Source organism: Burkholderia sp. M6-3, from assembly GCF_050858985.1.
GTDB classification, from domain to species: Bacteria; Pseudomonadota; Gammaproteobacteria; order Burkholderiales; family Burkholderiaceae; genus Paraburkholderia; species Paraburkholderia caledonica.
In genome coordinates, this window is sequence record NZ_CP110091.1 from 1333828 (window position 1) to 1347118 (window position 13291).

The 13291-nt window shown below is 61.1% G+C and carries 14 protein-coding genes; 7 read left to right on the forward strand and 7 right to left on the reverse strand.

Annotated features, from left to right (window positions below; translation table 11 throughout):
• A complete protein-coding gene (locus OH764_RS23235) occupies window positions 1-1512 on the forward strand; it encodes an aldehyde dehydrogenase (protein WP_498850967.1) in 1512 nt (503 codons plus the stop codon).
• A 145-nt stretch (window positions 1513-1657) separates the two neighbouring features.
• Here OH764_RS23235 and OH764_RS23240 read toward each other — a convergent pair whose 3' ends face one another.
• Entirely contained in the window at window positions 1658-1894 is a 237-nt protein-coding gene (locus OH764_RS23240) for a hypothetical protein (RefSeq protein WP_498850968.1), read from the reverse strand.
• 252 nt (window positions 1895-2146) lie between these two features.
• Between OH764_RS23240 and OH764_RS23245 the strand changes: the two genes are divergently transcribed.
• Both OH764_RS23245 and OH764_RS23250 read left to right on the forward strand, forming a co-directional pair.
• A complete protein-coding gene (locus OH764_RS23245) occupies window positions 2147-3259 on the forward strand; it encodes a hypothetical protein (protein ID WP_498850969.1) in 1113 nt (370 codons plus the stop codon).
• Between the two features lie 267 nt (window positions 3260-3526).
• The gene (locus tag OH764_RS23250) at window positions 3527-3649 is read left to right on the forward strand and encodes a hypothetical protein (RefSeq protein ID WP_498850970.1); all 123 of its coding nucleotides are present in this window, start codon (window positions 3527-3529) and stop codon (window positions 3647-3649) included.
• Window positions 3650-3659: 10 nt separating this feature from the next.
• Here the strand turns inward: OH764_RS23250 and OH764_RS23255 are convergent, their stop codons facing one another.
• From OH764_RS23255 to OH764_RS23270, 4 genes are all read right to left on the reverse strand, one after another.
• Entirely contained in the window at window positions 3660-4061 is a 402-nt protein-coding gene (locus OH764_RS23255; RefSeq protein WP_498850971.1) for a nuclear transport factor 2 family protein, read from the reverse strand.
• Window positions 4062-4221: 160 nt separating this feature from the next.
• Entirely contained in the window at window positions 4222-4821 is a 600-nt protein-coding gene (locus tag OH764_RS23260; protein ID WP_498850972.1) for an NADPH-dependent F420 reductase, read from the reverse strand.
• A gap of 27 nt (window positions 4822-4848) precedes the next feature.
• On the reverse strand, window positions 4849-5616 hold the full coding sequence (locus OH764_RS23265) for an SDR family NAD(P)-dependent oxidoreductase (protein WP_498850973.1): 768 nt from the start codon (window positions 5614-5616) through the stop codon (window positions 4849-4851).
• A 41-nt stretch (window positions 5617-5657) separates the two neighbouring features.
• Window positions 5658-6392 carry an SDR family NAD(P)-dependent oxidoreductase gene (locus OH764_RS23270; RefSeq protein WP_498850974.1) on the reverse strand — a complete coding sequence of 245 codons (735 nt, stop codon included), beginning with the start codon at window positions 6390-6392 and terminating at the stop codon, window positions 5658-5660.
• A gap of 101 nt (window positions 6393-6493) precedes the next feature.
• Here OH764_RS23270 and OH764_RS23275 point away from each other — a divergent pair, with 101 nt between their 5' ends.
• A complete protein-coding gene (locus tag OH764_RS23275; RefSeq protein ID WP_498850975.1) occupies window positions 6494-7459 on the forward strand; it encodes a LysR family transcriptional regulator in 966 nt (321 codons plus the stop codon).
• Between the two features lie 115 nt (window positions 7460-7574).
• Here the strand turns inward: OH764_RS23275 and OH764_RS23280 are convergent, their stop codons facing one another.
• Window positions 7575-8402: an oxidoreductase gene (locus OH764_RS23280; RefSeq protein ID WP_498850976.1), complete on the reverse strand. Its 828-nt coding sequence runs from the start codon at window positions 8400-8402 to the stop codon at window positions 7575-7577.
• Between the two features lie 99 nt (window positions 8403-8501).
• Here OH764_RS23280 and OH764_RS23285 point away from each other — a divergent pair, with 99 nt between their 5' ends.
• The gene (locus tag OH764_RS23285) at window positions 8502-9389 is read left to right on the forward strand and encodes a LysR family transcriptional regulator (protein WP_498850977.1); all 888 of its coding nucleotides are present in this window, start codon (window positions 8502-8504) and stop codon (window positions 9387-9389) included.
• A 249-nt stretch (window positions 9390-9638) separates the two neighbouring features.
• Here OH764_RS23285 and OH764_RS23290 read toward each other — a convergent pair whose 3' ends face one another.
• Window positions 9639-10754 carry an NADH:flavin oxidoreductase gene (locus OH764_RS23290; RefSeq protein WP_498850978.1) on the reverse strand — a complete coding sequence of 372 codons (1116 nt, stop codon included), beginning with the start codon at window positions 10752-10754 and terminating at the stop codon, window positions 9639-9641.
• Window positions 10755-10859: 105 nt separating this feature from the next.
• Here OH764_RS23290 and OH764_RS23295 point away from each other — a divergent pair, with 105 nt between their 5' ends.
• Entirely contained in the window at window positions 10860-11765 is a 906-nt protein-coding gene (locus OH764_RS23295; protein ID WP_498850979.1) for a LysR family transcriptional regulator, read from the forward strand.
• 177 nt (window positions 11766-11942) lie between these two features.
• Complete coding sequence (locus OH764_RS23300) at window positions 11943-13229, forward strand: sensor domain-containing diguanylate cyclase (protein WP_498850980.1); 1287 nt, start codon at window positions 11943-11945, stop codon at window positions 13227-13229.
• Window positions 13230-13291 lie beyond the last annotated feature (62 nt).

Here is a 13291-nt window from a genome sequence, read left to right on the forward strand (position 1 = left end):
ATGAATACAAGCAACCCGCAGCGCTACGACGCGCAATTGTTGATTGGCGGCGAATGGACGGATGCTGAAGACGGCCGCACGCTGGATATTGTGAATCCCGCGACGGGTGAAGTGATCGGGGCGCTCGCGTCGGCTTCCGCTCGCGATGTGGATCGGGCCGTGCAAGCGGGTCATCGCGCATTTGAAGGCGGTGCGTGGCGCGACATGCCGATCCAGCAGCGCGCGCGCATTCTGAATCGTTTTGCCGATCTGTTCGAAGCCGATCTCGAACAGTTCTACAAGCTCGAAACGTTGAATAACGGCCGTCCCATTGCCGAAACGCGCGCACAGATTTCACGCCTGCCGCAGTTCTACCGCTACTTTGCGGCGCTCGCGCTGACGCGCCGCAGCGACGTGATTCCGATCGAAGGACCGTACCTCTGTTACACGCAGCGCGTACCACTCGGTGTCGTCGCGCTGATGACATCGTTCAATCATCCGTTGATGATTCTCTCGAAGAGCCTCGCTCCCGCGCTCGCGACGGGCAACAGCGTCGTCATCAAGGCGTCGGAACAAACGCCGCTGACGACCGTGCGGCTCGTGAAGCTGTTGCAGGACGCAGGCGTTCCCAAAGGCGTCGTCAACGTCGTGAACGGCGAAGGGCGCGTAGCGGGCGCGGCGCTCGCGCAACATCCGTTGATCAGGAAGGTGGTATTCACAGGAGGCACGGAAGTGGGGCGCTCGATCGGCGAGGCTGCCGCGCGTAATTTCGCGCTGACCACGCTCGAACTGGGCGGCAAGGGCGCGGTGATCCTGTTCGACGACTTCGATATCGAGTGCGCAGTGAACGGCGCGGCGTTCGCCGCTTTCATCGGCGCTGGGCAGACCTGTGTCTGCGGGGCGCGCATCCTCGTGCAGAAATCGATGTATGCGGCCTTCCTCGAACGTTTCCGCGCGAAGGTCGAGCGTATCCGCGTGGGCGATCCGACGGATGCGAAGACCCAACTGGGTCCCGTCATTTCCGAGCGTTCGCGTCAACGCATTCTCGCGATGCTCGAACGCGCGCAGCAGGCGGGCGCAAAGTTACTCACGGGCGGACGCGTGCCTCAAGAATTGACCTCAGGGTACTTTCTTGAGCCGACCGTCGTCTACGATGCGGACCCGCATTCGGAGATCGGCCAGGACGAGGTGTTCGGGCCCGTAACGGTCGTCATGCCGTTCGAAGACGAAGCCGATGCGATCCGTATCGCCAACGATACGCCGTTCGGCCTCGCCGCTTCGATCTGGACGCAGGACGTCGCGCGGGCGCATCGCGTCGCCGGCAGGCTGGAGTTCGGCATGGTGTGGGTGAACGACCACCATCGCCTCGACCCGGCGTCGCCGTGGGGCGGATTCAAGAACAGCGGCGTGGGCCGCGAAACGGGCATCGAGTCGTTCGACCAGTTCAGCGAGCCTCGCGCGGTGACGATCAACACATCCGGCAAGACGGTGGACTGGTACGCGGACGATGGCGAACTGAAGCGGCTCAACTAAGCTCAGCGGCGAAACTATCGGAAACGAGCCGCCACGGAGGATTGAAAACGATCCTTCCCATTGGCCGTGGCGAACCGTTGCATCGCCGGAATCGGCTGGGGCGGGCGTCGCCATGCCGTCGTGGTCACGCCCGCTGTGCCTCGCATTACTGCGTGTCTGGCTGCTTCTGATGCTTGGCGTGCTTGTGCGAATGATGATGGCTCGAGTGGGTACTTGTCGCCGCAGACGTGTTGTCTCCGCCGGCAGTCGGGCCCGCTGTCGCTGCGCCGTGCGCGTTGCCGCCGCCCGATCCGCCATTGCCATTGCCTCCTGCTTGCGCGCTCGCCGTGCCGGAAACGGCCAATGCGGCCAGAAGTACAAGCATCGATTGAATGCCTCGCATGTTTTGCTCCTTGGATAGTTGACCCCCGTCGCTGGGGCGAAGCGACCGTCACCGCGCCGCAGGCGTTAGAGAGCATATGCAGTGCCTGAAGTCGCGCGAGGCGATTCGGGCAGCGACATCGCCAATCGCGATGTTTTGTGTCCCAGACCGCAGTTGGCGCAAGCGGGGCATGTGAAGATCCGTCGCACGAATCGCTGATGTGTACACACCAGTGAGATTCGAAAACGATAAGCGCGATACGGGGACCTTCAAATGAAAAAATATCCAGGCTTACTCTTCGCCCTTCTGCTCGCGGCCTGTGGCGGCGGTGGGGGAGGCGGCAACAGCGCCACCACGGCATCTTCGGCACCTTCGTCCACGAGTCCCAAGGCATGTACCGGCGGTCCGTACACGACCGACCCCACGAAAGTTTGCACCGACGCGAGCGGCAATCTCGTCACCGCGTATGTCTACGTGCAGCCGAAGACGGTCATTCCCGACGGAACCGTCATCACCGCGGACACCACGTGGCCGGCGAGCGGCTCTCCGTATTTGATCGCCGGCACGGTGCGAGTCGCGCCGGGCGTCACGTTGACGATCCCCGATAACACGATCGTGGAGACTTACCGCTCAGTGCCATGCACGGCCGATTGTGTGGGCACGACTCCGACCAAAGGCATCATCAACGTGGCGGGCACGCTCAACGTGGGAAGCCAGGGTCCGGTCCAATTGCTGGGCGTGACGGCTGCTAACACGTCGCTGGCGCAGGACGCGGGTAACGGCACGGTCACCATTACGCATGCGGTGTTGCAGGACGCGTTCGTGCAGATCAACGACGCCGCGCCGTTCTCGATGACATACAGTCAGGCCACGCACATGAACGTGACGCCAATTGTTCGCAATGGGGTGACGACTTATGAAGCCGGCACGAACGGCTACCCGCGCTTGAGCAGGTCCGCTACCGTGAAAGGCAATACGTTCGTGGACTCCGCGGCCTTCGCCTTCGATCCGTCGGTCTTCGTGCAAAACAATCTGTTCATCAACATGGTCGACCCACTCGTGTTGATCGACGCGTTCCCCGCCAATGGACAGCCGCCCACCGGCGTTGCCCAACGGAACTCGTTCCTCTTCAAGAAGGACTCACCGAATGGGAATCGCCTCGTGATCGAGTCTCACGGCACTTATAGCGCGTCCACGCTTCATTCTCTGGACTTCACGAACAACTTTTGGGGCGTGACGGATAACACGACCATCCAGTCGCGCGTGCGGGATAGCACCAACACGGCCAACCCGCGGCTGCCCAACGTGATTCTCTATGCACCGGCGCTTCAGAGTCCCGATCCCGCCACACCGGCGGACCCGCAAAGCGCGACGCCGAATGTGTAAGCAGTGAGGCACAAAGCAGCGCCGGGCATCTGAACCGGACTGCTTGCATCGCCAACCGGCCCCGCCGCAGCATTACCTGCGGCGGGGCCGACTGTTTTGCGAATTGTCTCCGTGACTCGAACCCCAATCACGAAGACGGGTCACCGGCAATTTCATCGACCGTATGTCCTGACGCGCCAGACTTCCCGCTGAACACATCTCAGCCACGACACGGACTTCATCGTCCTTCAAGGGGAAGCAGCCGAATACTCCGGACGACTGCTTCGAATGGAGCAGGTGATCGCGCGCGACGGTCGCGACCACGAAACCAGAGACCCGTACTTTATTCTCGCGAATGGAAGCGGTACGCGATGGCTGGCGCATCGGTACGACTATCTGCGCGAGCAATGACCGGTGGCACTCATCCCGGTGCCGAAGCCCGTGCCAATGCCTGCGTGTCGATATACTCGCGGATCTTCGACACTTTGCCGTTTCGAACGGTAATGGCGAAGATCCAATCGTCCTCAAACGTTTTGTTGGTGGCTATGATTCTTCCCTCGGCAAAGCCGATGACCAGCACCCGGTCTCCCTGCGCGACGAATTCACTGGGCTGCGTCAACGAAGTCTCCACCGTTTCGGATTGCGTCTGAAGCAGATCCGCTAGTCCTGCGTGCCCCCGGCGCGTACCGGCCAGCGGCCAGTTGTCGCCCGGAATGATCCACTCGATATCTTCGGCACACAACTCCAGCAGACGTTGCTTATCGCCGCCGCTGATTGCTGCAAAGAAATCTTTGACGACCTGGACATTCTCTTCAATGCTCATCGAAGTTCTCCGGTTCCAATTCATCTCACATGCACGCGGGCGAGGAGTCCGGCGGCGGTCTGCTGCGCATCCGGAACTGCCGTTGGGGGCGCGGCCGACAGGGTGACTGCCGGCCTTGTCCCCGTTTCATTCGAGTTGTGGCCGCTCTATGTCCGCGTCATCAACCGAACGTGACGAGGTCCTTAAAGATCAGTTGACCCCAGCTATTTCCGCGCGCCTGAACTAGCAGTCCTCCTTCCGAAAGCCCGCCGAGCGTAATCGGCGAGAAACCGAGCGTATCTGCAAGCGCACCGACCTCCGCCGCGGCGCCGTTATCGTCGCTCGCGAGGAACACGACTCTCTTTCCACCATTTACGGCGGGATCCTTTTCGAGGACGGCAGCAGGCAGATGATTGAAGCCCTTAACCAGCCGACCGCCCGGGAAGGCTTGTGCGACGGCTTTCGAAGAAGGCATTCCCCCCAGGGCCTCAGGGGGCACGCCGTAGGCATTGGTCACATCGACGATGGTCTTCCCCTTCCAGGTGGGAAGCGCCTTGGCAACCTCCGGGTACGACTCAAAACGAACCGCCAGAAATATTGTGTCCGCCATGACGGCGTCCGCCAGTGTCCGGGCGACGATCGTGGGTCCGATCGACGCCGCATCGGAGGCAAAGCTCTCCGGGTCGCGCGTGGTCGCAACGGATACCTCGATGCCGCTTCGGGCAAATGCCCTGGCAAGAGCACGACCGATCTTGCCGAAGCCGATAATTGCGTAGCTCATATGTCCTCCTTCGATTTTTCGGCGCGGTCAGAGCTTGTAGCCGCCGCTCGCCTCGATTGTCTGGCCGGTCACCCAGTGGCCATCATCGGAAGCGAGAAACGCCACGACGGCGGCGATTTCCGAAGGCTCGCCAAAGCGTCCCAGCGCGATGTTGGCCTCGGCCGCCTTGACGACCTCGGGATCCTCCCGTAAGGCGGCGTTTGCGTCCGTTCGCGTGTAGCCCGGCGCGACGGCGTTCACAGAAATTCCGCGCGGCCCCAGTTCGGACGCAAGCGCATGCGTCAGGTTGTTGATGGCCGCCTTCGCCATCGAGTAGACAGGCGCAACTGTCACGGGCTTGGTCGAGGCAGCGGAAGAAATGTTGATGATGCGTCCGCCATCGGCGAGACGGTCCAGAGCGGCTTGGACGATGAAGAAGGGCGCGCGGGCATAGACCGCCATTAAGGTATCCCAACTTTCCGGTGTCGCGTCCTTGAAGCCTAACCAGCCGGAATTTCCAGCGTTGTTGACCAGAATGTCGAGGGTTCTGCTTCCGTTCCGCCTGGTGAATTCGTCGTCGAGTTTCTCGAACAGCGCCGGGACCGCCGCCGCATCAACGAGGTCCGCGTGGATCGCGAACGCAGTGCCCCCAGCTTTTTCGATCGCCGCGACCACCTCGTCGGCGCCCGATTTGCTGGCGTTGTAGGTCAGCGCGACCGTCGCGCCATCCTTTGCAAGACGCTCAGCAATGGCGCGGCCGATGCCTCGCGATGCCCCAGTAACGAGGGCAGTTTTTCCTTTAAGAGAGTGTCCCATCTGATTTTCTTCCGTGGATGTGTTGATGATTGGATCGCGCGTCAGATTTGCGCCAGGCCACCGTCGACGGCGAGCTCGCTCGCAGTCATGAAGCTGCTGTCCGACGACGCTAGAAAGGCAGCGGCCGCTCCGATCTCTGCTGGGTCAGCCATGCGCTGCAGCGGAGTCATCGAGGCGAAGACTTTCTGGCCTTCCTCGCCGAGCGCTTCCTTCGCGAGTTCGGTCGCCGTCGCCCCGGGCGAGAGCACGTTGATGCGGATGCCGGTGCCCTTCAGATCCACCGCCCAGGTCCGGGCAAGGTTGCGTACGGCCGCTTTGCTGGCGCTATAAGCGCTCATTGCCGGAGCGCCCGTGGTGCCGGCACTCGACCCCGTCAGGATGATCGACCCGCCTTCGCCCATCAGCGGCAGCGCTTTCTGGACCGTGAAGATCACACCCTTCACATTGGTATCGAAGGTTTCGTTGATGTGCTCGGCGGTAATCTGGCCGAGCGGAAGCGCGCTTCCTGCCCCGGCATTGGCGAATACGATGTCGAGCCGTCCGCGCTCAGCCTTCACCTCTGCGTAGAGCCTGTCGAGGTCGGCCTGATCGGAAACCGAACCCTTCACCGCGCGGGCATGGGGCCCGAGGTCGGCCACAGCGGCGTCGAGCGCTTCCTGCCGGCGGCCGAAGATGAAGACGAATGCGCCTTCGTCAATGAAGCGCCTGGCTGCGGCGCGGCCAATGCCGGTCGCGCCGCCGGTAATCACAGCGGTCTTTCCATTCAGTCTGTTCACGTCGTGCATCCTTCAAAAATCGAGAAGACCATTCTCTAGCGCTTGACCCATGAAGACAATTGACTAAAGATGCATTAAAACCATCTACTTTTTAGATAACCATGCTCGACAACGTCACCATCAACCAGCTCCGGGCCTTCGTCGCGGTCTGTGACCAGGGAAGCTTTTCAGGAGCCGCACGGGAATTAAGACGTGCACAGTCGGCGATCAGCCACGCGATCAGCGCGCTCGAAGGTGCGTTTGATGTGGCGCTTTTCGAGCGCAACACTCGCCGAGCGACGCTGACAGCCGCGGGCCGCAGCCTACTGCCGGATGCTCGCGGGGTAATCTCACGCACCGAAGAAATGAAGATGCGCGCGGTTTCGATCGCCGAAGCCGGCGTGCCACAAGTGTCGCTTGCCGTCGATGTCTATTTCCCGCGAGCGCACCTGATCGAATGCCTGCGCACCTTGCAGGCGGAATTCCAAACGGTTGCAATCAATCTGCGCATGACGACCATGCAGGGCGGCGAGCGGCTGGTTTTCGATGGTACGTGCGCATTGGCGGTGACGATCACAGACGTGCCGGAGATAAGCCCCGGGACCATCGAAAGGCAGCATTTATGCGAAACGCAAATGGTGACCGTCTGTGCGCCATCGCATCCGCTGGCCGCAATCACGGGGTCCATCCCGCGAGAGGAATTTGGCCGGCACATTCAGCTCGTCGTGACCGACAATCAGCCGGACGCGGAAAAGACCCAACAGGGCGTGGCGAGTGAACGCCAGTGGCTGGTGAACGACCTTGGCGCGAAGCACGACCTGCTGAGGGGAAGCTTGTGCTGGGGACACATGCCGCTTCATCTGGTTGAGGACGACCTCGCGAATGGAACACTTGTCGAACTTAAACGGCGCGCATGGCACATGCGTCCGCTTACGTTCATGATCTCGCAGCGGCGCGGATACTCGATTTCCGAATGCGAGACGCGGCTGGTCGAGCTCCTTGGCAGCTGTCATCGCTCCTCGAAGGATGCCGGCGAGCGCGCCGTTTCACGCAAAGGCAAAAAATCTCCGGTGGTCCGCCGCGCGTAAGCACCGCACGCGGAGCCGTCCGATAGAAAAGGTGGATCAAATGCCCGCGCCGCCTTATGAATTAGATTGTTCGCGATCCTCTTTAAAAGAGCCACAGTATTGCAGGGCTGCTCTGTTACGCGTCTTCCATCACAGACAACGCGACCGCCTTCTGCGCTTCGACGATTGCGAGGCGCCTGGTCAACGCGTCACGAATGTGCTCGTATGCGAGCTTGCCGAGCACGAGACGCTGCGGCGGATTCGGTTCGTCGATGGTGGCAAGCATTGCCTCGACAGTCTTCGCGGCATCCGCAAATTCGAAGTAGCTGCCGTCGAGCGCGCCGCGTATTTCACCAACGGGCGTATCGGCATAACACGGCAGCGCCGCCGCGACATCCAGTCCCGCGCCGAAATTCGTGCGCGTCGGGCCTGGCTCCACGATCACGAAGTCGATGCCGAAGAGCGCGACTTCCTTCGCTACGGCTTCCACGAAACCTTCGATGCCCCACTTGGTTGCGTGATACGCGCCGAAGCCTGGATACGCGATCTGCCCACCTTCAGACGAGACCTGCACGATGCGCCCGCCGCCTTGCTCGCGCAGACGCGGAACGACGGCGCGAATGAGTTGCATCGAGCCGGTCAGGTTGGTCGCGATCTGACGGTCGATCTGCGCATCACTGAGTTCTTCCGCCGAGCCGAAGAGGCCGTAACCCGCATTGCTCACGACGATATCGATTCGCCCGAATGCGTCGAAGGCTTGGGCGACGGCACGGCGCATGGCGTCCAGATCCGTCACGTCGCATTCGACGATATGGAGCCTCCTGGGATGCGATGCGAGCAGATCATCGAGTGCGCCGGGTTTGCGCAGTGTCGCGACCACGCTGTCGCCCCTGGCGAGAGCGCGTTCCGCGAGTCCGAATCCCAGTCCGCTGGACGCGCCTGTAATCAGCCAGTTCTTGCTCATTGCGAATCTCCGTTCGACGATCAAAATCCTATGCTAGGCCGTTAACATATGTGTGAGAATCACTATCAATCGGCATGACGAGGTGAAATAAATTCATCAATGGCCAAACCCACTTTAGCGGATCTGCAATCCTTCATGGCGGTTGCCGCGCGGCGCAGTTTCGCTCAGGCGGCGGGCGAACTCGGCGTATCGCGTTCGGCGCTGAGTCATGCCGTGCGCGGTCTCGAAGCCGATCTCGGCGTGCGTTTGCTGCACCGGACAACGCGAAGCGTGTCGCTCACCGATGCCGGCGAACGTCTGCTCGCGCGTCTGCGTCCCGCATTGAGCGAGCTCGATGATGCGCTCGACGACGTTTCGCGCTCTGAGGGTGAAGTGCGCGGCTCGCTGCGCATCAACGGCAGTGAAGGTGCGATCCGCCATCTGCTGCGCACGGTAGTGCCGCCGTTTCTCGCGAAATATCCGCTTATGGAACTGGATCTGGTGGCGGACGGGCGGCTTTCCGATATCGTCGGGGAAGGATTCGATGCGGGCGTACGACTGGGCGAGGCCTTACCCAAGGACATGATCGCCGTACGCGTGAGCGAGGACATGCGCTTCGTCGCGGTGGCGTCGCCGCGTTATCTGCGCAAATTCGGCCGGCCGGAATCACCGGAGGATTTGCACGTGCATCGCTGCATCCGGCAGCGTCTTCCTAGCGGAAAACGCTATCGCTGGGAGTTTGCGCAGCATGGGCAGGAGTGCGTCATCGATCCACCCGGCGCGCTCACGCTCGATAACAGCACGCTGATGGTCGAGGCAGCCATCGATGGACTTGGCATTGCCTATGTTCCCGAGCCATATGCGTGCGCGGCGCTGGCGCGCAGGCGGTTATCGGTGGTGCTGGAGGAATGGTGCCCGGCTGTGCCGGGTCTGTTCCTTTACTTTCCAGGCAGTCGGCACATTCCGGCGGGCTTGCGCGCCTTGATCGCTATGCTCCGGGACCGATGAACGCTTTTACTCGTCAAGTTGTGGGCGAGATCCCATGTTCGAGACGAGCGATTACACCAGGACGTTCAGGCAGCCGGTTCGCCTTTCGAGATTCGACGATCGCTCCAGCAACTTGTCCAAGAGGCTGCGCGCATGGAGACGAAACCGGATCGGGCAAAGATGGTTTAAGAGCATGTCGCGACTTCGACCGCCTCTCCACTCTTCGCCCTGTGGTTGTACTGCAGGCTGTCGCGCCACCCGATGCAAAGTTCAGGCTGCTACCTGCATCGCGAGTTCTTCGGGCTTGATGCTGGCGATCGGTTGAAGGATCGAACCATCGAATGTCCGGGGCTCGCGCTGCTTTGCCAGCAGTTTCGGCAGATCGGGATTAGCGAGCGCACCGCGTCCGACCGTCACCAGATCTGCGCCGGCGGCGAGTGCCTTTTCGATCCGCTCAGCAGTGTGTAACCCACCGTTTGCAGTGATTGTGACGTTGGGCGCATATCGGCGTGCCAGCGTCACGAGGCTGTCGTGCGTGCCTTCGAAGGCCGGTTGCCATGCCTCGTGTTCGGTCACGTGAAGGAAGTCGATGCCCGCATCTGCAAGTGCGCCGAAGATCACTTCTGCATCCGCCTCGCCCCCCGACCACTTCGAACCAAAGTCATTGACCTTGCCTTGCGAGATCCGGATGCCCACGGGCACGGCGTTTCCAATGTTGCTCCTGACAGCGTTCACGACATCGACGAGCAACTGCGTCCGAGCCTTCGTGTCGCCGCCCCAACGGTCGGTCCGACGATTGGTATCTGCCGTCAGGAACTGATCGAGGAGGTAGCCATTGGCGCCGTGAATTTCCACGCCGTTGAACCCGGCGATATTCACGGCACGCCGTGCCGCGTCGGCGAAGCCTTGGATAGCCTCATCGATTTCAGCGTCGGTCATCTGTTTCGGCTCGGGATAGAGTCCCTCGCCCCAGTAAAACGTCATCTGTTCACCCTTGGGGCGAACTGCCGACGGTCCGACTGTGTGGTTTCGGTAAACGTTGCCTTGACTCAGCGCTCCGGCATGCATGAGTTGCGCGAACACGAGGGTTCCATGCTCGTGCATCTCCCGATTGAACGTCGACCACGCTTTCGCCTGTTCGTCGTCGGCCAGGCCCGGCTGAAACCGGTATCCTTGCGAGAACGCCTTGTCGGTGTAAATGCCTTCAGTCGTTACCAGCCCGAAGCCGCCTTTCGCGAAGCGCTTGTAGTAGTCGAACATGGTCTGGGTCGGCTGCCCGTGTTCCGTAGCCGTAATACGCGTCATTGGCGCGACGGCGATGCGGTTGCGTACTGCGATGCCGTTGCGGTTATACGGGGAAAGGATGGGGGAGGTTGAGTCGTTCATCTGGCTGCTCGTCTCGTGAAGAAGGTGATTGCATGGTAGGCGGCGAGAGCAGCAGGAAACAGAGCTTGGACCGTGAAGCCGCCCTAACATTTTTGGATATAACCGATGCTCCTTCCAGACGTTCAGACATTCCTGGCCGTAGCGTCAGCAGGAAGCCTGTCAGCGGCGGCGCGTCAGCTGAACGTGGTGCCTATGCAGGTATCGCGGCGCATCGCCGCGCTCGAAGAAGACCTCGGCGTGCGCCTCTTTCATCGGACCACTCGGTCCCTTACCCTGACAGTGGAAGGCGAGGCTTTTGTCCCGTACGCCAAGGCGATGGTCGACGCGGAAGCGGGCGCGCGAGCGGAACTGAGTCCGTCACCGGGCACTGCGTCCGGCGTGTTGCGCATGACCGCACCGAGTGGTTTCGGACAATCCGTCGTTTTGCCGATGCTGCCTGGCTTGCTGGAAAGCAACCCTGACCTTCGTATCGACCTCGATCTGTCGGATCGACAGGTCGATATTGTGGGGCAGGGGCTGGATCTCGCGTTGCGCATTGCGCCACTGGAAGATTCAGAACTGGTAGCCAGAAAGATTGCTCCGAACCCACGCCTTATTTGCGCGTCGCCCGGGTATGTCAAGCGGTACGGGCGACCCGACACGGTCGCAGACCTCGATCAGCATCGTTGTATCAAACTCGATGCTGTCGGGCGGTGGCCGCTCATCGTCGACGGCAAGTTGATACGCAAGCGTATTGAAGGTTACGTCACGACCACAAGTGTTGAAGCGGCGCGCACGTCCGCTGTGCAGGGACTGGGCATTGCGATGCTGACCAACTGGGATGTATTCAGGCAGCTAGCTGACAATTCGCTTGTGGAAGTGCACCTGCAGGATGCCTCGATGGAGGACCTGTCGGTGTGGGCCGTCATTCCGAGCCGGCGATATGTGCCTAACCGCGTGAATGTGTTTCTCACTGCGCTTCAGAAGGAACTCTCGGATCTAGCGGGAACGCGCGGTTTACAGCCGCTCTGAACGTTAGGTGAACTCCAGGCGGCAAGGGAGAAGACCGTCTCGATCCGGAACGATACAGCGGGGAACCCCGCAGGACTAAAGGCGTCGGCAACTGGTGCCGATATAACATAGTGTGGCGGCGTCAGCGACGCTGGCTATCCTTTCAATCGGTACCTCGCCAGGTATCAAGGTATGCTTATGTCCGCTTTGCCCAGTACATCGCACGAGCTCATTGACGGCATGACGATAGGTATCGCTGTCGTGACGCGCGATTCGCGCGGTGAACCGGTCGTCAGCGCGTGCAACGACGCCTTCCTGGCAATGATGGACGACGGTCGCACACATCCGCGGTCTTTTCCTGCGCCACTCCAGACATCGATGCTGGACAACGCAGGTTGCGGGTTGCGCGAAAAGCTCGATGCGTGCTTCGACTCGGGACAAGCCCAAGGACCCGAACAGACCTGCATGTCCCTCGATGGCGCACGGACATGGCGAGTCGCCCTGGAGCCGATGATCGGTGCACACACGCCTGCTGTCTGCATGACGGTCATTGGCCAGGCCCCGACGCGGCAGATGTCGCGTGAACTGGAAGCCAGCGCATCGCGGTTTCAGGCCGTGATCGACTCGGCTTACGACGCGATCGTCACCATTGACGAGGAGCACCGCATCAGACTGTTCAACCGCGCGGCCGAGAATCTGTTCGGTTATCGGGCGGACGAGGTCATCGGACAGCGGATCGAGATGCTGTTGCCGGAGAAGTTTCGCGGGAACCATTCGCGTCATGTGCGGCAGTTCGCGAACTCGACGCAGAAAAGCCTACGCGCGGTGACGCCGCCGCGCATGGACGAAAGCAACAGCGTGTACGGGCGGCATCGGGACGGCACAATTATTCCGGTCGAGATTGCGATTTCGAAGATTGAACTCGACGGCGAAGTGGAGTTCACTGCTGTCGTTCGCGACATCTCCGATCGTGCCCGGCTTATCCAGCTACTGAAGAAACAGGCGGTCACCGATGCGCTGACTGGCTTGCCGAATCGTCGCGAGTTCATCGATTCCGTCGAAAAAATGCTTGCCGCTGAGGGTGTGCTGTCCGTCTTCATTCTAGACATCGACTACTTCAAGAAGATCAACGACAGCTACGGCCACGATATTGGCGATGAAGTCTTGCGCGTGCTGGCGGATGTGGGCATGACGATCCCGTATGAGTCGAAGCTATTCGCGCGCTGGGGTGGCGAGGAGTTCGTCGGAGCGCTGCCGGGCGCGGACGCGTCCGTCGCGTTCCGCATCGCCGATGCATTGCGCAAGCGCTGTGAGCAGCAGGAATCGGAGCACGTGTGGCGGACGAAGCCGATCGCGTTCACGGTGAGCATTGGCGTGGTGACGCGTGAGGCGGGCGAACGTGACGTCGACGCGCTGATGCGGCGCGCAGACCGTGCGCTTTATCGCGCGAAAGAGACTGGAAGGAATCGTGTCGCGATTGGGTAAGTGAGCGCGAGTCGTGGGTTCGGTCGACATTGTCATGTCCGGCTGGAACATACGGGACGCGG